Genomic DNA, 24,836 nt, shown 5'->3' with positions numbered 1-24,836 from the left:
GTGATCATGCTAGCTACAAAGCCTCGGGGGCATCTCCAAAGTCCGTGATGGGGAGCCGTTCGCCACCGCGGAGCGCGGACTCGTGAGCCACGACGCCGGGGAGTGTGAAGCGCGCGGCCACCCAGGCGTTGACCGGGGGAAGGCTTCCTTTGTTCACGGCCGTGACGAAGTCGTCCACCAGGAACTGGTGGCTGCCTTCGTGCCCTGTGGGAGCTCCCTCGAATTCAACGGGGAGCCGGCCGGCGTCGTGCACCGGAGCGAGGCCGGAGATGAACGCGCCGCGAAGCTCCGGCGCGACATCCGCCAACGAGGGGTCATCGGCCGACATGCTCGGCTTGGTCTCCACCTGGTCCGAGACATCCAGGACCCCCGTCTTGTCCTGCCACAGCGTGGTGGTGGCCAACTGTTCAAAGCTTGCCTCCGTGCCGAAGAAGCGGAAGCGCGATTCACGGATGTGCGACGGGTAGCCCACGCGGCGCATCTCGTTGGTCCGCATCACGCCGCCGTCGTTCATTTCGAACAGCGCCGTGGCGTTGGAGAAGTCATTGTCGAACATGCTGACTTCCTTGTCGAAGACGCCGTCGCCGCGATCGTCCTTGACGCCGATGCAACTGACGCTCACGGCATGTCCAGGCACGGCACCCAGCACGCCACCGATGGCGTGCGTGGGGTACAGCATGGGCGGGTAGCTGGCGGTTGCTTTCCAGTTTTCGCCGCCGCTGTATTGGTAGGCCTCGTAGAAGCCCAGGTCCATGTCGTGGACGTAGTCGCCTTCGGTGTAGAAGATGCGGCCGAACTTGCCGGCGGCGTGCTGCTTGCGGGCATAGACGGTGGCGGGGTTGTAGAAGCTGGTCTCTCCCATGGCATAAACAAGCTTGGTTTCACGCACGGCGTCGATGATTCCGGCGATTTGCTCCTCGGAGATTGCCATCGGAACAGCCGAATAGACGTGCTTCCCGGCGCGCAGCGCCTTGATTACCAACGGCCCGTGTGTCCAGCGCTGCGTGAAGATGGCGACGGCGTCGACGTCGGAGGCCAGCAACTCGTCGAAGCTGCCCATGGTGCCGTCGAGCCCCAGCTGTTCAACGGCTTTGGACGCCCGTTCCGGGAGTTCGTCCACCGCGTAGACGGCGGAAACCCCGGGGTGGAGCTTGAAGAGGTGGGCAAATTGGCCGCCGAACTGGCCAAGGCCTACTACTCCCATTGAAAACGTCATTGTTAGCCCTTCGATTCATGTAGGTGGCTTCAGAATGTCCTCGCCGCGCCGGGAGCGGCTAGACGAGTGACTCAGGCCAGTGAATCACCGGGATCTACTCGAGTCAACAAAACGCAAGAAATCCAAAATAATCGAACAAAACTTCACAGATTTACTTGACCCCTTCATATCTACTCGTGTAGATTCTCATCAGTTGTAACCCACATCACAGTCAGGAAGGGTCGAAGATGACCACCCTTACCAAACCAGCGGCGCATGCCGCACCGCCCCAATCGGGCAAACCAAGCAGGTTCGGCATTCGGCGTATCGGTGACCTGAAGATCGCGTTGCTCTTCATCTTTCCGGCGTTGATCGGCTTTGTAGTTTTCTTCCTCATCCCCACCATCCGGGGCATCTACCTCAGCTTCACCGAGTACAGCATCCTGGGTGATCCCACCTGGATCGGCATCAAGAACTACACAGCAATTTTCAGCGACGATCTGTTTTGGAACGCCATGGCCGTCACGGTCCAGTACGTGGCACTGAACATCGGATTCCAGACCGTCATCGCCATCGGACTCGCGCTGCTTATGCATCGCGTGGCCAAATCAACCTTCATCCGGGGCGCGCTTCTGCTCCCGTTCCTTGTGGCCAACGTCATCGTTGCGCTGCTCTGGTTCTGGATGCTCGACTACCAACTAGGCATCGTCAACGAGGTCATCAGCTGGCTGGGCCTTCCCCGCGTTGCCTTCTTCGGCAGCGAACAGTGGGCCATTCCCACCATCGCCTTCGTCAACGTCTGGCGGCACATGGGATACACCGCCCTGCTGATCTTCGCCGGGCTCCAGTCCATCCCCAACCACGTCTACGAAGTAGCCAACCTTGACGGCGCGTCCCCCACCCGGACCTTCTGGAGCATCACCATGCCGCTCCTGCGCCCCGTGCTGGTCCTGGTCCTGGTGGTCACCGTCATCGGTTCCTTCCAAGTCTTCGACACCGTGGCCGTGACTACCGGCGGCGGACCGATCAACGCGTCCCGGGTGATCCAGATGTACATCTACCAGAAGGCCTTCGGCGAGTCCGACTTCGGCTACGCATCAGCCCTGTCCGTGATTCTCTTCATCATTCTCGCCCTGGTGGCCTTCATCCAGATGAAGTTCCTCAAGGGCAACGAGACGGACCTGGACTAAGGAAACCCTGCCATGAGTACCTCCACCAATTCCCGCCGTTTGCGCGAGTCCGCCACCGCCGTTGTCGGCTCCCCGCAGTCGCGCCGCACCCGCACGAAACCCTTCAACTGGCGCCGCGCAGGCGCTTGGACCCTCGTCGTCATCGCCGTCGCCGTCACGGTTGCCCCCTTCCTCTGGATGATCCGGACGGCATTGTCCAGCAATCATTCACTGGCCTCGAACGCCGGCAACCTTCTCCCTGCAGACTTCAGCTGGGGCGCCTTCCAGCGTGTCCTGGGGCTCCAAAGCCCCGAGCAAGCCATTGCCGAGGGCGGTTCCGGCGCCGCCATCAACTTCTGGCTGTACCTGCGCAACTCAATCATCTTTGCCACCATGACCACGGCAGGCCAGGTGTTCTTCAGTGCGATGGCAGCCTACGCCTTCTCCAGGCTGCGCTGGCCCGGGCGGAACAAGGTCTTCGCGATCTTCCTGGCCACGATGATGGTCCCGCCGATCTTCACGGCCTTGCCCAACTTCCTGATGATCAAGAACCTGGGCCTGCTCAACAGCTTCGCCGGCCTTGCGTTGCCCTACATGTTCATGACGCCTTTTGCCATCTTCTTCCTGCGCCAGTTCTTCCTGAGCATGTCCCGTGAAGTCGAAGAGGCAGCCATGCTCGACGGCGCCAAGCACCTCCGGATCTTCTTCCAGATTGTGATCCCCAACGCCGCAGCCCCCCTCGCCACCCTGGCGCTGCTGACCTTCATCGGTCAGTGGAACGAGTACTTCTGGCCGCTCCTGGTGGGCCAGGACGAGAACGTCCGCGTCCTCACCGTGGGCCTGGGTGTCTTCAAGTCCCAGTCCCCGCAAGGTGCACCGGACTGGAGCGGACTCATGGCCGCCACCCTGGTGGCAGCGCTGCCCGTCCTGATCCTCTTCATCGCCTTCGGCAAGAAGGTGGTCAACTCCATCGGCTTCTCCGGCATCAAGTAGCTCTTTCTCCCCCAGCACCGCCCCGTTCCATCGCAACCCCTGAAAGGTCCACCATGAAGAAATCCATTGGCACCGTCGCAGCTGCCGTCACCGTCGCTGTCGCGGCCGCGCTGTCACTCTCCGCTTGTGGCGGCTCCGCCCCCGCCTCCAGCGAAGCCAAGGGCGAGATCAACTACTGGCTCTGGGACGCCAACCAGCTCCCGGCCTACCAGCAGTGCGCAAGTGACTTCACCAAGGCCAACCCGAATATCACGGTCAAAATCACCCAGCGCGGCTGGGACGATTACTGGACCACCCTGACCAACGGCTTCGTGTCCGGTACCGCTCCTGACGTTTTCACCGATCACCTGTCCAAGTACCCGGAGTTCGCTTCCAAGAAGCAACTGCTGGCCCTCGACGACGCCGTAGCCAAGGACGGCGTCAAACTGGACAGCTACAACAAGGGCCTGGCCGATCTCTGGGTGGGCCAGGACGGCAAGCGCTACGGCCTCCCGAAGGACTGGGACACCATTAGCCTCTTCTACAACAAGGCCATGACCGACTCCGCCGGCATCACCGCCGAGCAGATGGCCAAGCTGGATTGGAACCCCAAGGACGGCGGCAGCTACGAAAAGACCATCGCCCACCTGACTGTAGACAAGAACGGCAAGCGCGGAGACGAAGCCGGCTTCGACAAGAACAACGTGGCCGTCTACGGCTTGGGCTTGGAGTCCTCCGGCTCCGGCCAGGGCCAGACCCAGTGGAGCTTCCTCGCGGCCACTACCGGCTGGACCGCTACCGACAAGAACCCGTGGGGCACCAAGTTCAACTACGACGACCCCAAGTTCCAGGAAACCATCTCTTGGTGGGCCGGACTGGCGGACAAGGGCTACATGCCCAAACTTGAGACAACGGTTGGCGCCAGCGTGTCGGACAACTTCGGTGCAGGCAAGGCCGCGATTAACACCAGCGGCTCGTGGATGATCGGCCAGTACACCGGATACAAGGGTATCCAGACTGCCATCGCCCCCACCCCGACGGGACCGGACGGCAAGCGCGCGTCCATGTTCAACGGCCTGGCCGACTCCATCTGGGCCGGCACCAAGAACCCGGCAGCAGCCACCAAGTGGGTCGAATACCTCGGCTCCTCAGCTTGCCAGGACGTCGTCGCCAACAAGGCCGTCGTGTTCCCGGCGATCAGCACGTCCTCGGATTTGGCCGCCAAGGCTTTCGCGGCCAAGGGTGTTGACGTCTCCGCTTTCACCCAGCAGGTCAAAGACGGCACCACGTTCCTCTTCCCCATCGCGGACAAGGCTGCAAAAGTTGACGGCATCATGAAGCCCGCAATGGACGCAGTACTGAGCGGCAAGAAGCCGGCCAGCTCCCTCTCCGATGCCAACAACCAGGTCAATAACCTCTTCAAGTAACACCAGCCCCTGAAACCAGTCCGGGCGCCGCCGCTTCACTCCTTTGACGGCGGCGCCCGGACTCTCCACTCCCTCGCAACGCACTCCGACTCTCTGAAAGTGAACAGCCCATGGACCCGCTCCACCTCCGTTCCGCCGGCACAAGCCTGGTGGTCAGTTTCTACAACGGAGAGGCCGAAGTCATCCACTGGGGCGCCGATCTCGGCAACACCCTCCCGGACCTCGCCATCCTGGGCGAACCCATCCCGCACTCCGCCGTCGACGCCACCGTACCGGCGGCTCTCCTCCCCCAAGGCTCCTCCGCATGGCGGGGCCGCCCGGGCCTGCGCGGCCAGCGAATCGCCGACGGCGCCCCGGGGCTCGACTTTTCGCTCCGGCTCCGCGTAGTGGACGTGCAGGCTGACGGCAACTCCGCCGTCGCCTCTGCAGCGATTGTCCAAAAGGATCCCGACGCCGGAATCTCCGTGACGTCCAAGCTCACGCTTCACCCCGGCGGCCTTCTCGAGCTGCGCCATACCGCCGTCAACGACGGCACGTCCCCTTTCCAGCTCGACGAGCTGGCCACCGTCCTCCCGGTGGGGTCGGACGCCGTCGAGCTCCTTGACCTCACCGGGCGCTGGTGCCGCGAACGGCACCCACAGCGCCGGCCCGTCCAGCAAGGGACGTGGGTACGCACGGGACGCCACGGCCGCACGGGGCACGATTCCTCGCTGCTTTTCGCGGCGGGTACCGCCGGATTCGGAAACCGCAACGGGAAGGTCTGGGCCACCCACTTGGCCTGGAGCGGCAACCACGAACAATTCGCCGACACCGTGGCCGATGGCCGCACGATGATCGGCGGCTCTGAGCTCCTGGGCCCGGCGGAAGTAGTGCTCCAGCCTGGCGAGGGCTACACCACGCCCGTGCTGTTTGCCGCCTACTCGGACCGCGGCCTGGACGGCATCAGCGAAGCCTTCTACAGCTGGTTCCGGTCCCGCCCGCATCACGTCCTTCCCGCGGCCTCCACAGGGCTCCCTGCCGGCAAACCCCGCCCCGTGGTCCTCAACACCTGGGAGGCCGTGTACTTCGACCACAGGCTGGACACCCTGATCGAACTCGCGGAGTCCGCCGCGGAGCTCGGCGTTGAGCGCTTCGTGCTCGACGACGGGTGGTTCCGCGGGCGCCGCGACGACCATGCCGGCCTGGGCGATTGGTACGTCGACGAAACCCTGTGGCCCGATGGCCTGACGCCGCTCATCGAGGCCGTGAATTCCCATGGCATGGAATTCGGGCTCTGGGTGGAACCGGAAATGATCAACCTGGATTCCGATGTTGCCCGGGCGCACCCCGACTGGATCGTTGGCCCCGCGGCCCTCTCTCACAAGGACGGCGGCCGCCTCCCCGTGGAATGGCGCCACCAGCACATCATCGACCTCGTCAACCCCGCGGCCTGGCAGTACGTCTTCGAGCGGATCGACACCCTGCTCGGGGAAAACAACATCAAATACCTCAAATGGGACCAGAACCGGGACCTCAGCGAGCACGGCCATGCAGGCCGCGCATCCGTACATGCGCAAACGCTGGCCGCCTACCGGCTCTTCGACGAGCTCCGCGAGGCCCACCCCGGCGTCGAAATCGAAAGCTGCTCCTCGGGCGGGGCGCGGGTGGACCTCGGCATCCTTGAGCGGACCGACCGTATCTGGGGATCGGACTGCAACGACGCCCTCGAAAGGCAGACCATCCAGCGCTGGACCGGCGTCGTCGTTCCACCGGAACTCGTGGGCGGGCACATCGGCCCCACCACCTCGCACACCACGGCCCGAACACATGATCTCTCCTTCCGCGCCATCACCGCGATGTTCGGGCATTTCGGCATGGAATGGGATGTCCGCCAGGTGCAGGGCGCCGAACGCGAGGAGCTCAAGCGCTTCATCGGCCTGTACAAGGAGCACCGCGGGCTCATCCACAGCGGGCGGATGGTCCGTGCGGACGTTCCGGACGACTCGCTGATGCTGCACGGCGTGGTGTCCGACGACGGCGGGTCCGCGCTGTTCGCCGTCGTCAGCACGCGCACGTCGTTCGCCGAACAACCCGGGCGCGTCGCTGTTCCGGGCCTCGACCCCCAGCGTTCCTACATGGTTCAGGCCATTTTCCCGGCCCCCGGCGACGCCGACTATGCCCGCACGTTCACCCAGGTGCAACCGCCGGCTTGGCTGCCATCCCGGGCTCAGGCAAGCGGCCGCTTCTTTGCGGAGGTGGGTCTTCCCATGCCGGTCCTGAACCCGGAGCACGCCCTGCTGCTCCGCATCACCGCGGTGTAGCTGCCGTTTGGCGTTTCTTACGCAGTCCACGGCAGCGTAAGAAACGCCGGACCGTCTCCGCACACCGATAGATTGGGAGTTATGACTGAAGCTCCCACCGCCACCGAAGCCGGTCGCGGCACCATCCTCGTCCTCAACGGCCCCAACCTGAACCTGCTGGGCACGCGCGAACCGGAAAAGTACGGCACCTCCACCTTGGCCGACGTCGAACAGCTCGCCATGGCAGCCGCCGGGGCCCACGGCTTCACAGTGGACTGCGTCCAGTCCAACCATGAGGGCGACCTCTTGGACGCCATCCACGGTGCACGCGGAACCGCCGTCGGGATCGTCATCAACGCGGGTGCATACACGCACACTTCCGTGGCGCTGCGGGACGCTCTCGCAGCAGTGCAGATTCCCGCCGTCGAGGTCCACATCACCAATGTGCACCGGCGCGAGGAATTCCGGCACCACTCCTACCTGTCCCCGGTGTGCTCCGCGGTGATCGTCGGCGCGGGAGTCCAGGGCTACAAGCTGGCCATCGACTACCTCGCCACCGCGGTCTAGATCCTCGGACTGGGCAGGTTCTTTGGGACATGCTCATTCTTAGTGGCCAGGGCAAGCGCAGAGCATGTCCCTCGGTGGGCAGGGTTACTTCTTGGTGCACTGGCCTGACGACACTGCCTCGCTCAAGGATGGTGCTTGCTGGGCCACCGGCGAGAGCTCGTCCATTGTCAGGGCGTAGCCCACTGCCACATCCGAAGTGGTCTTGGCGAAGACCACGCCGGCAACCTGCCCCTGGATCGTCAGCAGCGGACCGCCCGAATTGCCCGGCTGCACGTCTCCGGCCAGCTTGTAGACCTGTTCCGGGGACGGGTTGTTGCCGTAAATGTCCGGGACCAGCAAGGTCGAGATGCCCTCCACCGCGGCCGGTTTGGACTGGAACGGACCACCGTGGGGGTAGCCGGCGAAGGCGGCGGGTGAACCGGCCGGAAGGTCGGCGCTCAACTGCAGCGGCGCCGTCGGGAGACCGTCGACGGCGACCACGGCCAAGTCGCGTTGGCTGTCGAAGTAGACCACGCGACCAGGCAACGCACCGCCGTCGGGGATTTCCACCACAGGCTGCGACACGCCAGCCACGACGTGCGCGTTGGTCACCACGCGGCCGGGGGAGACAACGAAGCCAGAGCCCGTCTGGTTTTGGCCGCACTGGTAGGCCGTGCCGGCAATCTTCAGCACGGAATGGGCCGCGTTGTTGAGTGCGGGAGTGTCCGTGCTGGTGTTCGGAATGGGCACAGGAGCAACGGGGCCGATCCCCTCGATGAGTTGCGGAATGCCGTTGCCCATGACCGTGGAACGCAGTTGCGCCACGCTGGCCTTGACGGGTGTGGGCGTCATGGTGTCGATGAAGCGGATCACCTTGGAATCGGCCAGCTGCTGCGAAACGAACGGCACACCCAAGGAACCGATGCTGAACGCCAACATGGACATGACCAGCGCGGCAACAACCAAGCTGACGAAACCACCCAGCACGCGGTCGAGTGCGTGCAATGGCTGGATGCGCACGGCTTTGCGGACCCTCTGGCCGATCCAGGTACCGAGCCCGTGCCCTAGGACAATGAGCACTACGGCCGAGCCGATAATGGCGGTCAGCCTCCAGCCACTGTCCTTCACCCAGTCGCCGACGAGCGGGACCGCGATAAAGGCAGCCACCGCTCCTACGGCGAAGCCTGCGATTCCGCCGAGCGTCACGAAGAAGCCGTTGCGCAGGCCGTAGATCAGGTAGGAAAGAAGCGTCAAAATCAACGCCAAGTCCAATATGGTCAAGCCGAACACCAAAGCTCCTCACAGCCGAGTAAGCCCCAATTGTAGTTGCACAGACTGACAGCTTCCCTTCGGAAGCAAGCTGTCGCCCGGATCGCGAAGGAGCCGCCCAGCAGGGCAATCCCGGCAAGTTGGGGCGCGGTTTTGGGCCTGTTCCGCGTGATTTAGGGCGTTTCGGCTGCCAAGTACGTCACAGACGCGACAAAATTCTGAAACAATGGCTGAAGCGCCCCAGCCGAACTTTTACTCAGGAGATTTCATGGATATCGAGGTATTGCGCCGCGCACCCCTCTTCGCCACCCTTGACGACGACGCTTTCCGTCTGCTGACGGACGAACTCACAGAGGTGGACCTTTCACGCGGAGCGTCTGTTTTCCGCGAGGGCGATCAGGGTGACCAGCTCTACTTCATCGTGTCCGGCAAGGTTAAGCTCGGCCGCACCTCTCCGGATGGCCGCGAATCGCTGTTGGCAATCCTCGGCCCGGGCGAGCTCTTCGGCGAAATGGCCCTGTTCGACCCCAGCCCGCGCACCGCAACGGCCACAGCCGTTTCCGAGACCCGTCTGGCAGGCTTGAAGAACGAAAGCCTCAACGCCTTGCTGCGCACTCGCCCCGAGGTGTCCGCACAATTGCTCCAGGCACTCGCTCGCCGCCTGCGCCGCACCAACGATTCCCTGTCCGACCTCGTGTTCTCGGACGTCCCGGGCCGCGTCGCCAAAGCCCTGCTGGACCTCGCGGACCGCTTCGGCCGACCGGCCACCGACGGCGTCCTGGTCGCCCACGAGCTCACGCAGGAAGAACTGGCCCAGCTGGTCGGAGCTTCCCGCGAGACGGTCAACAAGGCCCTCGCCGAGTTCGTCCAGCGCGGCTGGCTCCGCCTGGAAGCCCGCGCAGTGGTCATCCTGGACATGCAGCGCCTCCGCCAGCGCTCCCGGTAATTTCTAGCGACACAGAAAATGCCTGGCGACACCGGAATTCCGGTGTCGCCAGGCATTTTTTGTGTCGCCCGCGTCGTAGGTCGTCAGCGCTCCCGCTGTGGCTCCCCTGAAACTGTCCGGGCCGCTTCGACTTCGAGCATGAGTGCGCCATCCTCTTCGATGAGCCGCGGCTGGTACATGTGCGGCTTCCGTTTGTAGCTGAGGTAAGCGATGCAGCCCTGGGCAGCGGCCATCTTTTCGAGGATGATCTCCGAGCCAGGCACCAGCAATTGGCCCAATGGCAAGCCAACCGTGTTTTCCTGGCCGATTTCGTCCCCAAGCGCAGTGGTCTCGCGCTCGGCCATGAGTTTGGAAACGCACACCCAACGCCCCCAGACACCCTTACTGGCCAACAGCGAGGGCTGTTGGTTAACCGGAAGGGTGGCCGCGAAGTAGCGGGTGTTGAAGCGCCGGTGCGCGAAGTCCGGGCTGAGCCAGTTGACGAGCGGCTTGAGCAGGTCCGTCCGCAGCGACAATCCACGCTTCGCCAGTACATCCGTGAATGACTTGTCCTGCGCTGCTACGGCCTCGCGGGCCTTCATCCACTCGGGAGTGGATGTCGCCTCCACCGTGGAGGACAGGTCGGGGCCGGCCAGCAGCACGCCGGTCTCCTCGAACAGTTCGCGGATCGCGCCCACCACATGGCGGCGGGCAAGTCCGACGTCGGCGGTCCCCAGCGTCTCAGCCCAATGCTGAGGCGAGGGGCCAAGCCAGCCGAGGGCGTCTTCGTCGCTGGGTTCCAGCGAGCCGCCGGGAAACGCGACAACGCCCAACGGCGAGGAACCGGGACGGTAACCCATCCACGTTTCCAGGCCGGTAGGCGAATCGCGGAGCAGGACAACAGATGATGCAAAACGCGCGGCGCGGGGGGCCCGTTCGCCGAGCTCAAGCCAATTCCGTGCAGCCCCTTCTAGTTCAGGGGGTAACGCAAACAGGCGTCGGGCTAGTTGTGGCAATTGAGTGAACCGGTTCCTTAGCTGAATTCAGCGATCAACTCGACCTCGACGGGAGAGTCGAGCGGAAGGACCGCAACGCCGACGGCGGAACGCGCGTGCTGCCCTTTGTCGCCGAAGACACGCCCGAGAAGCTCGGATGCACCATTGATTACACCGGGCTGGCCGGTGAAGGAGGTATCGGAGGCCACGAAGCCGACCACCTTCACGATGCGCGTGATGCGGTCGAGGTCCCCGATGACGCTCTTGACGGCAGCCAAGGCATTGACCGCGCAGACGGCTGCATACATCTGCGCGTCTTCCGGAGACACCGTAGGCTCTTCCGAAAGGCCCTCTTCACCGCTGGAGACTTTGCCCGTAGCTTCGAGTTTGCCGTTAATGAAGGGCAGCTGTCCGGAGGTGTAGACGTGGTTGCCGGAGACGATGGCCGGAACATAGGCGGCCACCGGCGCTGCAACAGCCGGCAGGGTCAGTCCCAGTTCGGCAAGGCGCTGCTCGACGGCGGATGCCGGAGCTGTGGAATCCGCGCCAACGCTGGCTTCTGCGGGGGTTGTCATAGTTACTGCTTCTCCCTCTTCAAGTATGCAACAAGTCCGTTTCCATCGGGTCCGGGAACAACCTGGACGAGCTCCCAGCCGTCCTCTCCCCACTGGTCCAGAATCTGCTTTGTAGCGTGAATGATGAGCGGAATCGTCGCGTACTCCCATTTGGTCATGAAAGAAAGACTAGCCCTTGCCGGTAAAGTGGTGAACATGGTGACTCGTAGGAACCCGCTATTCGACACTGCCACCACTCTTGGAAAGATCCTCGGATTCCTCGGTGTGAGCGCTATTTGTGGTGTCCTGGTGGCGGGCCTGCTCGTCCCCGCGGCCGCCGTATCAGGCAGTGCGGCGAGTGGGTCCATTCAGTTCTTTGACACGCTGCCGGCGGAGCTTCAGGTGAACCCGCCCAGCCAGGCGACCACCATCCTGGCCGCGGACGGCAGCCAGATCGCCTCCATCTACTCTGAGAACCGCACGCGGGTCTCGCTCGACCAGATGAGCCCATTCATCAAGGACGCGATCGTCTCGGTTGAGGACAGCCGCTTCTATGAGCACGGCGGCATCGACGCCACCGGCATCATGCGCGCCATCGTCAGCACAGCGCGCGGAAAACAGCAGGGTGCCTCCACCATCACCCAGCAGTACGTGAACAACGTCATCAACGAGTCCCTCGTTTCCCAGAACAAGGCTTCCGACGTCAAGCTCAACGGCGTCAACAAGGGCGTCGGCGACAAACTCCGCGAAATGAAGCTGGCCATCGCGCTGGAGAAGAAGTTCTCCAAGCAGCAGATCCTTGAGGGCTATCTCAACATTGTCTTCTTCAACAAGGACGCCTACGGCATCGAGGCCGCATCGAGGCTCTTCTTCAGCACCAGCGCCAAGGACCTCACCTTGCCGCAGGCCGCCTTGCTGGCCGGCGTGGTCAACAGCCCGTCCTACTACGACCCGGTCACGAACCCGGACCACGCGAAGCAGCGCCGCGACCTGGTGCTCGGCCTCATGCTGGACCAGGGAAAGATCAAGAAGGCTGACTACGACGCCGCCATCGCGACGCCGGTGACCACCAAGGTCACGCAACCTCGCCAAGGCTGTGCATATGCCGCTACGGCCCCGTACTTCTGTGACTACGTGCTGCACCTGCTCTACAACAACCCTGCCTACGGCGCCACCCAGGACGAGCGCGTCAACCGCATCTCGCGCGGCGGCCTGACCATCCAGACCACGCTCGATCCCAAGGCCCAGAACGCGGCCCAAACCCAGGTAGATGCCACCACTGGCGCCAATCCGGACAAATGGGGCGCCACCATCGTCTCGGTCCAACCGGGCAGCGGAAAGATCGTTTCCATGGCTCAGAACACCGTGTGGCTGCCCGCGGACGGGAAGTTCGAACAGACACAGAACTTCAACGTGGATGTGGTTGATCCGCAAGGCAACGACCTTAACGGCTTGGGTGGCTTCCAGCCCGGCTCCACCATGAAGCCCTTCACTTTTGCCGAATGGCTCAATGAGGGTAAATCGATGAACACGACCATCAACGCAACGGTCCGCAAGTACCCGCAGAATTTCCCTTGGCGGAACACCTGTCCCACGCCCGAAAATGGTTTCTATGACGGCAATGTCGCCGGGAGTTATGACCTTCAAAACTCGGACGTAGGCTACTACCGCCCCATGACCGTCCTGTACGGCCTCATGAACTCCATCAACACGGCAACATTTGCCTCGGCCTCTCAACTGGACCTCTGTGGCATCCAAAAGATCGTCGACGCCGTGGGCATCCACGGCGGAAACCCTGCCCGTGACCAGTCCGGGGCGATCACGGATCCCAATCCGAAGGTTCCCATGACCACACTGGGCAACCTGATCGGCTCAACCCAGACCGCGCCCCTCACCATGGCTAGTGCGATGGCAACGTTCTCCAACAACGGCAAGTACTGCGAGCCCATCGCCATCACTTCGGTGACGGACCAGACGGGCGCAAAGTTGCCGGCTCAGTCTCCCAACTGCAAGGACGCCGTCAGCCCGGAGGTTGCCCACGGTGTCGCATACGCCATGCAAGAGGTTCTTAACCAAGGCTCCGGTTCGCTGATCCAGCCCAGGATTTCCACCAAGACCAGTTTCCCGATCGCGGCCAAAACTGGCACCAATGACAGCAACGGCTCCACCTGGGTTGTCGGCTACACTTCCGGCCTCGCGACGGCCAGCTGGTTCGGAGACCCGCTGGGTAATCAGCTCCGCCCGGGCCGAAATATTACCGTGAACGGGAAGTTCTATCCCAGCATCGACGGTTACATGATCGCCGGTCCGCAGTTCTCCAACTACATGTCCCAGGTTGCTCCCGCTTACGGGACCAACCCGTTCCCGGCCCCGCCGTCGAACCTGCTCGATCCGCCGGGGTACAAGCCTTCGACGCCGAGCAACACCACTCCGGGCAGCACGACTCCGAGCACCCAGCCGAGCAGCAACGGGAACGGCAATGGAAAAAAGAATGGCTAAAGGCTCCAGGCCCGCCATTGAATCGCTGGCAAGCCGCGTCCGAAGCATCGGACGCGGCTTTGCCGTCACCGCAGCGGCGGGCGCAACTGCCGGCGTTGCCGGCTTTGCTTATGGCCTCTGGGAAAAGAACCAGTTCGTGCTCCGGGAGGAGACCGTTCCCATCCTGCCCGAAGGCTCGGCTCCCCTCCGCGTGCTGCACTTGAGCGACATCCATTTCGTGCCAAGCCAACGCAGGAAGGCCGAATGGCTGCGTTCGCTCGCGGCGCTTGAGCCTGACCTCGTGGTGAACACGGGTGACAATCTCAGCCACCCGCACGCCGTCGTTCCGCTGCTGGATGCATTGCGGCCACTGTTGAAGTTCCCCGGCGTCTTCGTCCCGGGCTCCAACGACTACTACGCCCCGCGGTTCAAGAACCCGGCAGCGTATTTGCGCGGCCCGTCGCGGGTCAAGAACAAACAGGTCGAGCTTGATTGGCCGCGCCTGCGTTCAGGTTTCGGGATGTCCGGCTGGATCGACCTCACCAACAGGCACCAGTCCCTGCCCATCAACGGAATCCGCTTCGATTTCTCCGGAGTGGACGACCCCCATCTGAATCGGGAGCGCTACGCTGGCTGGCCACGCGGCACAGCCGGACAGGACTCCCGCCCACACCTGCGCGTTGCCGTCATCCACGCCCCTTACCAACGGGTCCTGGATCATTTCACCAACGACTCCGCAGACCTCATCCTCGCCGGACACACCCACGGCGGCCAGATCTGCATCCCCGGTTACGGTGCTTTGGTTGCCAATTGCGATCTCCCCACCTGGCGCGCCAAAGGCCTGCATGACTGGGAAAACAACGGACGCACGACGCCGGTCAACGTCTCGGGCGGCATCGGCACCTCACGCTTCGCCCCGGTCCGGATCGCCTGCAAGCCGGAAGCCGTGCTGCTGACACTGACGGCCACTCAATAGCCAGCACCCACCACAGAGCATGTCCATCCTTCCCTTCCTAAGCTGGGCATGTCCCGGGGAAGCTGCAGTTCCGAATACCTCGTATCACGCAACGCAATGGTACTGTCAATCCCGTTACGCGATGGCATAGGGTAGTTGCTACAGGAAACTACCTCCGCGCGCCGTACGAAAAAGACGCGGAACGCCGGAACAAAGCTGTTGAGAAGCGGGCATGGCCAAACAGACTTCATTCTTCACCTCCGTCAAACGTCTCTATCCGCACGTTAAACCGATCCTCCCCCGGCTTTTCATGGGGCTCCTCAGCGCTTTGCTGGCCAGCATCATGGCGCTTGCCATCCCTCAGGTGCTGCGGGTTTTGATCAACGGATCCCTCCACCCCGGGGGCCCTACTAACGCTGTCTGGATTGCCGCCGTCGTGGTTCTGGGACTCGGCATTGCAGAAGCCGGGCTTGTGGCGCTGCGGCGCCAGTTCGTCATCAATCCCGCGACCACAGTGGAATCGAGGATGCGGGTGTCCCTCTACGGGCATCTGCAGGACCTCACCGTTTCCTTCCACGACCGTTGGGGCTCAGGGCAGCTCCTGTCCCGCGCGATGACGGATTTGAACTTCCTGCGGCGTTGGATGGCGTTCGGCGCGATCATGCTGGTGGTGACCACCTTGACCGTAGTGATCGGCGTCGTGGTGATGTTCGCGATGAGCTGGCAGCTGGCTTTGATCTTCCTGGCCGCCGCGGTGCCCATCATGGTCTATTCCTTCCGCTTCCGCCGCCGCTTCAGCCTGGTAACCCGGCTCAGCCAGGATCAGGCCGGCGACCTCGCCACCACGGTGGAGGAGTCCGTTCACGGCATCCGCGTGCTCAAGGCATTCGGTCGCAGCCGCGAAGCGCTGGAGAGCTTCAACGAGCAGGCCGAGGAGCTGAGGCAGACCGAGATCGCCAAGGCCAAGCACCAAGCCACCTTCACGTTGGTGGTGACGCTGCTGCCCGAGCTGGCGCTCGGCGTCGGGCTCGTGGCGGGGGTCCTGCTCGTCTCCACGGGCCAACTCAGCATCGGTTCCCTCGTTGCGTTCTTCGGCACCGCAGCGGTTGTTGCGGCGCCGGTGGAATTCTCAGGGACCCTCCTGGCCATGGCATTGACGGCCAAGACCGCGCTCGACCGCCACTTCGAGGTCATGGATACGCCCAATACCATCACCAGTCCGGCGAACCCCAGAACACCCAAGGAACTGCGCGGGGCCTTGAGCTTCAAGGGCGCCGCTTTCGGTTTCGACGACGGCGCCCGGCTCCTGCACGACATCACCCTGGACATCAGACCCGGCGAAACCATGGCTCTCGTGGGCATTACGGGCAGCGGAAAGAGCGCCTTGCTCCAGCTGGTCCCCCGGCTCTATGACGTGAGCGAAGGATCCGTGACCATCGACGGCGTGGATGTCCGCGACTTCGGCGTCGAGCAGCTGAGGACCGTCGTGGCGGTCGCCTTCGAGGACACCACCCTGTTTTCCAGCTCGGTCCGGGACAACGTGCTGCTCGGCGCGCCCGACACCTCCGAGGAAGCCCTCGAGGAAGCGCTCGACGTCGCGCAGGCGCACTTCGCGTATTCGCTGCCCGACGGCGTCGGGACCCTCATCGGAGAAGAAGGCCTGAGCCTTTCCGGCGGTCAGCGGCAGCGGATCGCCCTTGCGCGGGCCATCGCGGCCAAGCCCAGGGTCCTCGTGCTGGATGACCCGCTATCGGCCCTGGACGTCAACACCGAGGAACTCGTCACGTCCAGGCTCCGCGAAGTCCTCCGGGACACCACCACGCTCATCGTCGCGCACAGGCCCTCGACCGTTGCCTTGGCCGACCGTGTGGCGCTGCTCGAAAACGGAAGCATCACCGCCGTCGGGACCCATACGGAACTCTTGGCCAACAACGCGCACTACCGCTACGTGATCGCGAGCCTCGACGCCGGCCCGAAGGACCTCGACCTCGAACTCGACGAACTGGAACACGAGCTGGATTCGGAACAGCACATGGACCAAGCCGGGGAGGGCCGCCGATGAGCACGTTCGGTACCGCAAATGAAGACAACGCCCACCTGAGCCGCAGCGACAGCAAAGCCGTACGACGGCGGTCGGTCGCCTTGCTGGGGTCCCTTATCCGCCCGGTGCGCTTGCGGTTCTGGCTGACGCTGGGCATGGTGGTGCTCTCCCAGGCCACCCGGGTAGCCGGGCCTGCGATCATCGCTTTCGGCATCGACCACGCACTGCCCTCGCTGCTCGCCGGGAACAACATGCCGGTGGTCCTGGCCGGCCTCCTCTATCTGACGGCGGCCGTCGCAACGGCGATTTTGACGGCCCTCTACGTCACTTCCACGGCGAAGCTGAGCCAATCCATGCTCCTTGACCTGCGTCTGCGGGTCTTCCGGCACACCCAACGTCTCAGCTTGGAGTTCCACGAGAAGTACACCTCGGGCCGGATCATCGCACGCCAGACCTCGGACCTTGAGGCGCTGCGTGAACTCCTCGATTCGGGCGTCAGCTCGCTGGCATCCGGAATCCTGTTCATGCTTTTCACGGCGTTCACGGTATTTGCCCTCGACTGGCGCAGCGGGCTGCTCATGCTGGCCACGGGCGTGCCCGCGTATTTCCTGGCCCGCTGGTACCAGAAGCACTCGCAGATCGCCTTCCGCGAATCACGGGTGGTGTCCGCGAGGCTGATTGTGCACTTCGTGGAGACCATGACCGGCATCCGGGCCATCAAGGCCTTCCGCAAGGAGCCGGAGAACGCCCAGCGCTACGCCGAACTCTCCGAGGACTACCGCAAAGTCACGGTCCGCTCCATCAACCTCAACGGCGTCTTCCAACCGGGCCTGGTCCTCATCGGCAACGTCTGCGTGGCAGTGGTCCTGCTGTTCGGCGGCTTCCGGGTGCTCTCCGGAGACCTGGCGGTGGGCGTGCTGCTGGCACTGATCCTTTCAACGAAGCGCTTCTTCCAGCCCGTGGACCAGATGGCCATGTTCTACAACTCCTTCCAGAGCGCCCAGGCTGCGCTCGAGAAGGTGTCCGGACTGCTCGAAGAAGTTCCTACTGTCCGGCCGCCGAAGAACCCCGTGCCGTTGCCCCATGCCCGCGGCGAAATCGACTTCCGTGGGGTGGAGTTCGGCTACGGCAACGGCAAGGTAGTGGTCCCCAGGCTGGACCTCCATTTTCCCGCCGGACAGACCATAGCGCTCGTCGGACAAACCGGTGCCGGCAAATCGACCTTCGCCAAGCTCATCGCCCGCTTCTACGACGTCACCGAAGGATCCTTGACCCTCGACGGCGTCGACCTCCGGGAGCTCTCGACGGCGGACCTGCGCCGCGCCGTCGTGATGGTCACCCAGGAAGCGTTCCTCTTCAGCGGTTCCGTGGCGGACAACATCGCCTTGGGGCGGCCTGGGGCCACCCGCGCGGAGATTGAAGAAGCTGCCCGGGCAGTAGGGGCACATGACTTCATCTCCGCCTTGCCTGACGGCTACGATACCGACGTTAACAAGCGAGGCGGCCGGGTCTCCGCCGGGCAACGGCAGTTGATCGGCTTTGCCCGGGCATTCATCGCGGCCCCGGCAGTACTCATCCTGGATGAAGCGACATCTTCGCTCGATATTCCCTCCGAACGGCTGGTGCAGGCCGGCCTCAGCAGCCTGCTATCCGGAACGGACTCCGAGCGCACCGCGATTATCATCGCCCACCGGCTCTCTACGGTGGAGACCGCAGACCGGGTGCTGGTGGTGCACGAGGGACGCATCGTGGAAGACGGCACACCGGCCGAGCTCATCGGCCGAGGAGGACGCTTCGCCCGCTTACACGGCGCCTGGAAGGACTCGCTGGTCTGAGCTTGTTGTCCCCGGGGGGGCTTCCTTCGATTTCGCATCCGGGGAGGGATCGGCTATTCTTGAACAGTTGCTTTCGCAGCGGATCGGGATGTAGCGCAGCTTGGTAGCGCGCTTCGTTCGGGACGAAGAGGTCGCAGGTTCAAATCCTGTCATCCCGACCAATTAGTAGAAGACCTTCCACTCGGAAGGTCTTCTACTTTATTTAACGAGCTTTTCGGCGGTCCCCGAAAACCGGAAAAACATTCCCCTGACCGGTTTTCCTCGCTTGCCCAAGGTTTAGAGACAAGTGTTGTTAACAACTCGGGGTATATCACGACCCGCGCGGATCTTCGCACAAAAGAAATCCCCGGTGTGTCGATATCCGACAACCGGGGACTTCTTCACTTCATTTGAATTATCCAGCAGCTGCCGGGATCTCCGGGAGCCGCCGTCGAGCCTCAGTTACACGGGATCGGGCCAGTTGCCGATAGCCTGCGAGACCCTCATTGGATCAGGCCAGTTACCGATAGCCTGCGAGACCACACCCATCGGATCGGGCCAGTTGCCGATAGCCTGCGAGACCCTCATCGGATCAGGCCAGTTACCAATGCTGAGCACCGTGCTGACGGTGTCTGCCACAGGGGCTGCGGAAACGACGGCTGGTGCCGCGGCGGAGAATGCAAGAGCGCCGGCCAAGGCCACTGCTGCAGCAATCTTCTTCAACATAATTTTTCCTCAATGCGAGTCGGATTCGTTACGGAAATTTCGCGGTCCCTGTTGACATTCATTGTAAAATGTTTTCCACAGCGACTGTCAAGCCTTAGGCGTAAAGACAGCGCAAAGCCAAGCCTCTAGGAGGAACCTGTGGGGAACGGATTCGGAGAAAAGCTCCGTGCCGAACGGCTCGAACGTGGGCTGACCCAGGCTGAATTGGGCAGGGACCTTTACTCACCCAGCTACATTTCACTTCTTGAAACCGGCCGGCGGGAGCCCACGGCAGAAGTCATTGAAGAACTCGCCCGCCGTCTGGAACTGGCACCAAAAGCCTTGGAAGCCTGGAGCCAGCCCATATCCGTCAGTGACGCCGAATACGTGCTCGCGGGGCTGTACGCCAGGCAAGCCTGGGACCTCAGGGACTACCCGCTTGCCGCAAGCCACGCAGCGACCGCCGCCCAGATCGCGCTCGAGGCAAAGAACACCAGCGCCTGGTGGAACATGACCTACATGCAGGCCGAATGCCTCATGAAGCAGGGTCAGTTGAAGGAATGCCAGCAGATCATCCAGCATCTCCTGGAACATCCCATGGCTACGGAATCTGCGGGCTTGGGAGTCCGTGCCCGGCAGATGCTTGCCGCCGTCTGCCACGGACAAGGGCAGCTGGCCACCGCCGTCGAGCACGCCAAGGAAGCCGTAAGGCTTTCCGAGCAGCTGCCCAAAGGCTCAACCCTCATCATCGGGGCGCACCGGGCACTGATCGGAGCATTGGCCGAGAGTGGCAGGTTGGACGAAGCCTGGACATATTGCCAGGCCATGAACAACCAGATGGACGACCATTCAATGTCGCAGCTCGCAGGCGAAGTGGCCTGGGTGGTGGGAAACGTGGCCTTCATGCGCCACGACTATGTGGAAGGCATCAAGCATCACGAGCGCGCCGCCAAGCTGCTCTCCCCCGCCAATGACATTGAGCTGTGGGCCCGCTTCAACAAGGCATCGGCAGCCGTCCGGCTCTCCTCGGGAATCGTGGAGCCGGAGACGCTCTCGGCCATCGAACGCGCTGAACTCGCCCTGTCGATTGTGGGCGGAAACAAGACGGACCAGCTTGAAGTTGCCTTTATCCGCGCCCGCTGGCTCTATCTGACGGGCGATATTCCGGCCGCCATCACCAAATTGCGCGAAATCCACGCGGACCGCGATGTCCTCGCCCGGCACACCGCAGGCGAGGTCGCTTTCCTCCTCGGCAAGGCACTCAAGGCGGCCGGTGAAAACACGGACGCGCTGGTCCACCTCGAAGAGGCCCAACGCGATTTCACGGCCGCCGGAGCAGCCGACCGCGTCCAACAGGCCATGGACTCCGTACTGGAGATCCGGCTGGCGGAACGTCGGGCGGCGTCGGGCCATAGCGCGAGTGCGCAGTCTTCCCGCGCAAGCTAATGGCGCCCAACTGACTGACAGTTGTTGTCGTTTAGCCACCGCTAAACGACAACAACTGCGAGTCAGACGAACGTCCTGCCGGTGAGCTTCTCGTAGGCTTCCACATAGCGGACACGCGTCTTCTCCACGACGTCGGCCGGCAGTGCGGGCGGCGGGGTGTCACTCGAGCGGTCCCAGCCCGATTCCGCGGAGGTCAGCCAGTCACGCACGAACTGCTTGTCGAACGAAGGCTGCGCCTTGCCCGGCTCGTAGGTGGACGCGTCCCAGAAACGTGAGGAATCCGGAGTCAGGACCTCATCGCCCAAGGTGATGACACCCGTGGTGACGTCGATGCCGAACTCAACCTTCGTGTCGGCCAGGATGATGCCGCGGCCGCGGGCGATCTCTTCCGCGCGGGTGTAGATCTTCAACGTGAGTTCGCTCAGGCGTGCGGCGATGTCGTCGCCCACCATCGCGACGACGTCGTCATAAGTGATGTTCTCGTCGTGCTCGCCGACCTCAGCCTTGGCAGAAGGCGTGAAGATGGCGTGCTCAAGCCGCGAGCCGTCAACGAGGCCCTCAGGCAGCGGGATGTCGCAGACGGTGCCCGATTGGCGGTACTCGGCGAGCCCGGATCCCGTGAGGTACCCGCGGGCGATGCATTCCACGGGGAACATCTCCAGCCGTTTGCAGATCATCGCGCGGCCCTCGACTTCCGCGGGCACACCCTCGGCGACCGTGGACGCCAGGACGTGGTGCTCCACGCCAAGCTGCTCGAACCACCAGAGGCTCAGCTGCGTAAGGACCCGGCCCTTGTCCGGGATCTCGCTGCTCAAGACATGGTCAAAGGCGCTGATGCGGTCGCTGGCCACCACCAAGACTCGGTCCTGGCCGGCTTCGTCCGCGATGACATCATCCGCCGGAACGTAGAGGTCACGGACTTTGCCCGAGTAGAAGTGTTTCCACCCCGGGAGGTCGAGGGTTTCGGTCTGCAGGCCGTTTGCGTTGCTTTCAGGCATGGTTCAAGCCTTCACATTCGGGATGGAGCCGGTGGCCGGGGAGACCACGTGGATCTCGCCGCGGGCTGCCTTGCCGGCGATATCGGTACGGAACTGTCCGCCGTCGAGCTGGACCAGCTCCACGCCGTCGTAAGCCCGCTCGCGGGCCTCCACGAGGTCCGTCCCCAAAGCCACGACGGCCAGCACGCGGCCGCCGGCGGAGACGATCCGGCCTTCTTCGTCCAGTTTGGTGCCGGCGTGGATGACGTGGACGCCTTCCAGCGCGTCAACCTTGTTCAGGCCTCGGATGCGGTCCCCCGTGCGGGGCGTGTCCGGGTAGTTTTCGGCGGCGACGACGACGGCGACGGCCGACTCCTTCGACCAGCGCAGCTCTTCGGCCTGGTCGAGTTCGCCCTTGGCCGCTGCCAGCATGAGGGCGCCGAGCGGGGTCTTGAGCCGGGCCAGGACGGCCTGCGTTTCGGGATCGCCGAAACGGACGTTGAATTCGATGACGCGCGTGCCCCGGGAAGTCAGCGCCAGGCCACAGTAAAGGACGCCGACGAATGGAGTTCCTCGGCTGGCCATCTCGTCCACGGTGGGCTGCGCCACGCGGTCGATGACTTCCTGGACCAGTCCAACAGGTGCCCAGTCAAGCGGGGTATAGGCGCCCATGCCACCGGTGTTGGGGCCTTCGTCATTGTCGAAAATCCGCTTGAAGTCCTGTGCCGGGGACAGCGGCACCGTGGTGCGGCCGTCGCACAGGACGAACAGGGAGACCTCGGGCCCGTCCAGGAACTCCTCGATGACAACGGTTCCTCCGGCGTCGAAACAAGACTGGGCGTGGGCGAGTGCTTCCTCGCGGTCATTGGTGACCACTACGCCCTTGCCGGCGGCCAGTCCGTCATCCTTGACGACATGCGGAGCGCCGAACGTGTCCAGCGCGTCAGCTGCCTCCGCAGCGTTTGTTGCCACGCGGGCCATGGCGGTGGGCACGCCGGCCTCGGCCATGACTTCCTTGGCGAACGCTTTTGAGGCTTCGAGCTGCGCCGCGGCCTTGCTTGGGCCGAAGACCGGAATGCCGGTTTCGCGGACTGCGTCGGATACACCCGCCGCGAGTGGTGCTTCAGGGCCGACGACAACCAGGTCAACCGCCAGCTTTGTCGCAAGCGCTGCGACGGCGCCGGGGTTGTTCCCGTCGATCGCGTACGTGGGGACCAGCTTGGCGATGCCCGCGTTTCCCGGAGCCGCATGGACCTCGGAAACGTTGGGATCCTTGAGCAAGGAGCGGACAATTGCGTGTTCGCGGCCGCCGGGGCCAATGACGAGTACCTTCACAGTCTTCAAGGGTACTTTGTGCGGGGGCAGGACTCCTAAGCTGTCTCCACCACTGGACATGCCCACCCGCACCGTGGGCACCAAAGCGCTGAGCATGTCCAAGCCATCCCGGGGCCCTCCGGCTCCGAACAACCTGCATGAACAAGCTCGGTAACAAGCTCAGGAACTGGCTCAGGGGACCCACCGCATTGGCTGCACTGGCCGGGGTGGCCGCCGCCGCCGTCGTACTTTCCGTCGCGGAACTGATCGGCGCCTTCTTTACGGCCCGGGCTACTCCGGTGATTGCGTTGGGGTCCACGTTCATCGACTTCACGCCGCCGTGGATGAAGGACTTTGCCGTGACCACGTTCGGCACCAATGACAAGGCCGCGCTGTTTGTGGGCATGGGCCTGACCATCTTCGTGCTGGCTTGCGTGCTGGGTGTCGTGGCCTTCCGCAATTGGGCGCTCGGTGTGTTGGGCGTTCTCGGCATGGGTGCGGTGATTGTGGCCGCCGTCGTGACCCGGGCCAGCGTGAAGCCCGTCGATTCCATACCGAGCCTGATCGGCATAGTGGCCGGGCTCGTTGTCCTCCGCCTCTCGGTGGCCCGGCTTTGGCGGCTGAAGTCCTTCCCTGACGCCCCTGCCGACACCGCGGCCAAAGGCGTCGAGCGTCCCGCCACGACGCGCCGAACCTTCTTCGCCGCCACGGGTATCACCGTTGCGGCGGCCGCCATCGCAGCCGGCGGCGGTCGCTTCCTAAGTGCCGCACGCAGCAATGTGGCCAAGGCACGGGATTCTTTGAAGCTCCCGGCTCCGGCCCGGGCGGCTGTTCCCGTCCCCGAGGGCGTCCAGTCCCCGACGCCGGGAGTCACCCCCTGGCTCACCCCGGCCAAGGACTTCTACAGGATCGACACCGCCTTGAGCGTGCCGGAGATCAACGCCCAGGATTGGGAGCTGAGGATCCACGGGCTGGTGGAACAAGAGGTCCGGCTGACCTTTCAGGACCTGCTCGACGCCCAACTGATCGAAACCCACGTGGCGCTCACCTGCGTGTCCAACCCCGTGGGCGGAAACCTCGCCGGCAACGCCAAATGGCTGGGCATGCCCATCCGTGACGCACTCAAACAAGCGCGTCCCAAGACGGGAGCGGACATGGTCCTCTCCACCTCGATCGACGGGTTCAGCGCCTCCACTCCGCTGGAAGTGCTCCAGGACGGCAGGGATGCCATCCTGGCCATCGGCATGAACGGCGAACCCCTCCCGCTGGAACACGGCTACCCCGTACGCATGGTGGTTCCGGGTCTTTACGGTTTCGTCTCCGCGACCAAATGGGTGGTGGATCTGGAAGTCACCCGATTCGCCGACAAGAAAGCCTATTGGACCACCCGCGGCTGGTCCGAGCGGGCTCCCATCAAGACCATGGCCCGGCTTGAAGTACCCAAATCCTTCGCCAAAGTTCCTGCCGGCAGGGTCGCCTTGGGCGGCACCGCCTGGGCCCAAACCCGTGGCATCAAAAAGGTGGAGGTCCAGATAGACAGCGGCCCATGGGTCGAAGTCATCCTTGCCGCGGAGGCATCTGCCGTCACGTGGCGGCAGTGGTCCTTCAATTGGGACGCCACTCCTGGACCCCACTACATCAAGGTCCGGGCCACGGACGGAACCGGCGAACTGCAGACTGAAAAGAGGGCGGATCCCGTGCCTGACGGCGCCTCGGGATGGCAGTCCGTTATGGTGACCGTGGAGTAGCCCGGGAAGACGGTGCCTTCACCCTAG

At 63.5% G+C, this 24,836-nt stretch carries 20 protein-coding genes and 1 tRNA gene; 13 read left to right on the top strand and 8 right to left on the bottom strand.

Going from position 1 to position 24,836, the window contains the following annotated elements; all coding sequences use genetic code 11:
• Positions 1-13: 13 nt before the first annotated feature.
• Positions 14-1,216 carry a Gfo/Idh/MocA family protein gene (locus tag AB4Z38_RS20985; protein ID WP_441431487.1) on the bottom strand — a complete coding sequence of 401 codons (1,203 nt, stop codon included), beginning with the start codon at positions 1,214-1,216 and terminating at the stop codon, positions 14-16.
• A gap of 227 nt (positions 1,217-1,443) precedes the next feature.
• Here AB4Z38_RS20985 and AB4Z38_RS20980 point away from each other — a divergent pair, with 227 nt between their 5' ends.
• The 5 genes from AB4Z38_RS20980 to aroQ all read left to right on the top strand — a co-directional run bounded on the left by AB4Z38_RS20980 (position 1,444) and on the right by aroQ (position 7,609).
• On the top strand, positions 1,444-2,385 hold the full coding sequence (locus AB4Z38_RS20980; RefSeq protein WP_234748694.1) for a carbohydrate ABC transporter permease: 942 nt from the start codon (positions 1,444-1,446) through the stop codon (positions 2,383-2,385).
• A gap of 12 nt (positions 2,386-2,397) precedes the next feature.
• On the top strand, positions 2,398-3,357 hold the full coding sequence (locus AB4Z38_RS20975; RefSeq protein WP_441431486.1) for a carbohydrate ABC transporter permease: 960 nt from the start codon (positions 2,398-2,400) through the stop codon (positions 3,355-3,357).
• A 53-nt stretch (positions 3,358-3,410) separates the two neighbouring features.
• On the top strand, positions 3,411-4,763 hold the full coding sequence (locus tag AB4Z38_RS20970) for an ABC transporter substrate-binding protein (protein WP_284754116.1): 1,353 nt from the start codon (positions 3,411-3,413) through the stop codon (positions 4,761-4,763).
• Positions 4,764-4,873: 110 nt separating this feature from the next.
• Positions 4,874-7,063 carry an alpha-galactosidase gene (locus tag AB4Z38_RS20965; protein ID WP_441431485.1) on the top strand — a complete coding sequence of 730 codons (2,190 nt, stop codon included), beginning with the start codon at positions 4,874-4,876 and terminating at the stop codon, positions 7,061-7,063.
• An 81-nt stretch (positions 7,064-7,144) separates the two neighbouring features.
• Complete coding sequence (gene aroQ / locus AB4Z38_RS20960; RefSeq protein WP_441431484.1) at positions 7,145-7,609, top strand: type II 3-dehydroquinate dehydratase; 465 nt, start codon at positions 7,145-7,147, stop codon at positions 7,607-7,609.
• Between the two features lie 84 nt (positions 7,610-7,693).
• On the opposite strand, the gene AB4Z38_RS20955 is transcribed toward aroQ, so the two are convergent.
• On the bottom strand, positions 7,694-8,878 hold the full coding sequence (locus AB4Z38_RS20955; protein ID WP_441431483.1) for a MarP family serine protease: 1,185 nt from the start codon (positions 8,876-8,878) through the stop codon (positions 7,694-7,696).
• Between the two features lie 247 nt (positions 8,879-9,125).
• On the opposite strand from AB4Z38_RS20955, the gene AB4Z38_RS20950 reads away from it, so the two are divergent.
• Positions 9,126-9,803 carry a Crp/Fnr family transcriptional regulator gene (locus tag AB4Z38_RS20950; protein WP_011775987.1) on the top strand — a complete coding sequence of 226 codons (678 nt, stop codon included), beginning with the start codon at positions 9,126-9,128 and terminating at the stop codon, positions 9,801-9,803.
• An 83-nt stretch (positions 9,804-9,886) separates the two neighbouring features.
• On the opposite strand, the gene AB4Z38_RS20945 is transcribed toward AB4Z38_RS20950, so the two are convergent.
• The 3 genes from AB4Z38_RS20945 to AB4Z38_RS20935 are packed head-to-tail and all read right to left on the bottom strand — an operon-like array spanning position 9,887 to position 11,510.
• The gene (locus AB4Z38_RS20945; protein ID WP_441431482.1) at positions 9,887-10,798 is read right to left on the bottom strand and encodes an NUDIX hydrolase; all 912 of its coding nucleotides are present in this window, start codon (positions 10,796-10,798) and stop codon (positions 9,887-9,889) included.
• 17 nt (positions 10,799-10,815) lie between these two features.
• Positions 10,816-11,352, bottom strand: a complete 537-nt coding sequence (locus AB4Z38_RS20940; protein WP_234748685.1) for a RidA family protein — start codon at positions 11,350-11,352, stop codon at positions 10,816-10,818.
• A gap of 2 nt (positions 11,353-11,354) precedes the next feature.
• Positions 11,355-11,510 carry a DUF4177 domain-containing protein gene (locus AB4Z38_RS20935; RefSeq protein WP_009359196.1) on the bottom strand — a complete coding sequence of 52 codons (156 nt, stop codon included), beginning with the start codon at positions 11,508-11,510 and terminating at the stop codon, positions 11,355-11,357.
• Positions 11,511-11,547: 37 nt separating this feature from the next.
• Between AB4Z38_RS20935 and AB4Z38_RS20930 the strand changes: the two genes are divergently transcribed.
• The 5 genes from AB4Z38_RS20930 (at position 11,548) to AB4Z38_RS20910 (ending at position 18,801) form a co-directional block, all read left to right on the top strand.
• Positions 11,548-13,830, top strand: a complete 2,283-nt coding sequence (locus AB4Z38_RS20930; RefSeq protein WP_441431481.1) for a transglycosylase domain-containing protein — start codon at positions 11,548-11,550, stop codon at positions 13,828-13,830.
• A complete protein-coding gene (locus AB4Z38_RS20925) occupies positions 13,823-14,785 on the top strand; it encodes a metallophosphoesterase (protein ID WP_441431480.1) in 963 nt (320 codons plus the stop codon). Before AB4Z38_RS20930 ends, AB4Z38_RS20925 begins: the two co-directional genes overlap by 8 nt.
• 211 nt (positions 14,786-14,996) lie before the next feature.
• Positions 14,997-16,826, top strand: coding sequence for an ABC transporter ATP-binding protein (locus tag AB4Z38_RS20920; RefSeq protein ID WP_441431479.1), 1,830 nt, complete (start codon positions 14,997-14,999; stop codon positions 16,824-16,826).
• Entirely contained in the window at positions 16,823-18,640 is a 1,818-nt protein-coding gene (locus AB4Z38_RS20915) for an ABC transporter ATP-binding protein (RefSeq protein WP_441431478.1), read from the top strand. Before AB4Z38_RS20920 ends, AB4Z38_RS20915 begins: the two co-directional genes overlap by 4 nt.
• An 84-nt stretch (positions 18,641-18,724) precedes the next feature.
• Positions 18,725-18,801, top strand: a tRNA-Pro gene (locus tag AB4Z38_RS20910).
• A 280-nt stretch (positions 18,802-19,081) separates the two neighbouring features.
• Here AB4Z38_RS20910 and AB4Z38_RS20905 read toward each other — a convergent pair.
• Positions 19,082-19,345: a hypothetical protein gene (locus AB4Z38_RS20905; RefSeq protein WP_059389476.1), complete on the bottom strand. Its 264-nt coding sequence runs from the start codon at positions 19,343-19,345 to the stop codon at positions 19,082-19,084.
• 138 nt (positions 19,346-19,483) lie between these two features.
• On the opposite strand from AB4Z38_RS20905, the gene AB4Z38_RS20900 reads away from it, so the two are divergent.
• A complete protein-coding gene (locus tag AB4Z38_RS20900; RefSeq protein WP_441431477.1) occupies positions 19,484-20,770 on the top strand; it encodes a helix-turn-helix domain-containing protein in 1,287 nt (428 codons plus the stop codon).
• Between the two features lie 62 nt (positions 20,771-20,832).
• Here the strand turns inward: AB4Z38_RS20900 and AB4Z38_RS20895 are convergent, their stop codons facing one another.
• Positions 20,833-21,768 (bottom strand): phosphoribosylaminoimidazolesuccinocarboxamide synthase, encoded by a 936-nt coding sequence (locus tag AB4Z38_RS20895; protein ID WP_441431476.1) that lies wholly within the window; start codon positions 21,766-21,768, stop codon positions 20,833-20,835.
• A 3-nt stretch (positions 21,769-21,771) separates the two neighbouring features.
• Positions 21,772-23,082, bottom strand: coding sequence for a phosphoribosylamine--glycine ligase (purD, locus tag AB4Z38_RS20890; RefSeq protein WP_441431495.1), 1,311 nt, complete (start codon positions 23,080-23,082; stop codon positions 21,772-21,774).
• A gap of 137 nt (positions 23,083-23,219) precedes the next feature.
• Between purD and AB4Z38_RS20885 the strand changes: the two genes are divergently transcribed.
• Positions 23,220-24,809 (top strand): molybdopterin-dependent oxidoreductase, encoded by a 1,590-nt coding sequence (locus AB4Z38_RS20885; RefSeq protein ID WP_441431475.1) that lies wholly within the window; start codon positions 23,220-23,222, stop codon positions 24,807-24,809.
• The last annotated feature ends 27 nt before the right edge of the window (positions 24,810-24,836 follow it).

The organism is Arthrobacter sp. 2RAF6 (assembly GCF_052115205.1).
Lineage (GTDB): Bacteria > Actinomycetota > Actinomycetes > Actinomycetales > Micrococcaceae > Arthrobacter.
Note: the sequence above shows the minus strand (reverse complement) of the source record. Positions and strands in the feature narration are given on the sequence as shown.

Bases quoted from the DNA above. Each gene is read 5' to 3' on its own strand.
- AB4Z38_RS20985 (WP_441431487.1), bottom strand. From the start codon at position 1,216: ATGACGTTTTCAATGGGAGTAGTAGGCCTTGGCCAGTTCGGCGGCCAA.
- AB4Z38_RS20980 (WP_234748694.1), top strand. From the start codon at position 1,444: ATGACCACCCTTACCAAACCAGCGGCGCATGCCGCACCGCCCCAATCG.
- AB4Z38_RS20975 (WP_441431486.1), top strand. From the start codon at position 2,398: ATGAGTACCTCCACCAATTCCCGCCGTTTGCGCGAGTCCGCCACCGCC.
- AB4Z38_RS20970 (WP_284754116.1), top strand. From the start codon at position 3,411: ATGAAGAAATCCATTGGCACCGTCGCAGCTGCCGTCACCGTCGCTGTC.
- AB4Z38_RS20965 (WP_441431485.1), top strand. From the start codon at position 4,874: ATGGACCCGCTCCACCTCCGTTCCGCCGGCACAAGCCTGGTGGTCAGT.
- aroQ (WP_441431484.1), top strand. From the start codon at position 7,145: ATGACTGAAGCTCCCACCGCCACCGAAGCCGGTCGCGGCACCATCCTC.
- AB4Z38_RS20950 (WP_011775987.1), top strand. From the start codon at position 9,126: ATGGATATCGAGGTATTGCGCCGCGCACCCCTCTTCGCCACCCTTGAC.
- AB4Z38_RS20940 (WP_234748685.1), bottom strand. From the start codon at position 11,352: ATGACAACCCCCGCAGAAGCCAGCGTTGGCGCGGATTCCACAGCTCCG.
- AB4Z38_RS20935 (WP_009359196.1), bottom strand. From the start codon at position 11,510: ATGACCAAATGGGAGTACGCGACGATTCCGCTCATCATTCACGCTACA.
- AB4Z38_RS20930 (WP_441431481.1), top strand. From the start codon at position 11,548: ATGGTGACTCGTAGGAACCCGCTATTCGACACTGCCACCACTCTTGGA.
- AB4Z38_RS20925 (WP_441431480.1), top strand. From the start codon at position 13,823: ATGGCTAAAGGCTCCAGGCCCGCCATTGAATCGCTGGCAAGCCGCGTC.
- AB4Z38_RS20920 (WP_441431479.1), top strand. From the start codon at position 14,997: ATGGCCAAACAGACTTCATTCTTCACCTCCGTCAAACGTCTCTATCCG.
- AB4Z38_RS20915 (WP_441431478.1), top strand. From the start codon at position 16,823: ATGAGCACGTTCGGTACCGCAAATGAAGACAACGCCCACCTGAGCCGC.
- AB4Z38_RS20905 (WP_059389476.1), bottom strand. From the start codon at position 19,345: ATGTTGAAGAAGATTGCTGCAGCAGTGGCCTTGGCCGGCGCTCTTGCA.
- AB4Z38_RS20895 (WP_441431476.1), bottom strand. From the start codon at position 21,768: ATGCCTGAAAGCAACGCAAACGGCCTGCAGACCGAAACCCTCGACCTC.
- AB4Z38_RS20885 (WP_441431475.1), top strand. From the start codon at position 23,220: ATGAACAAGCTCGGTAACAAGCTCAGGAACTGGCTCAGGGGACCCACC.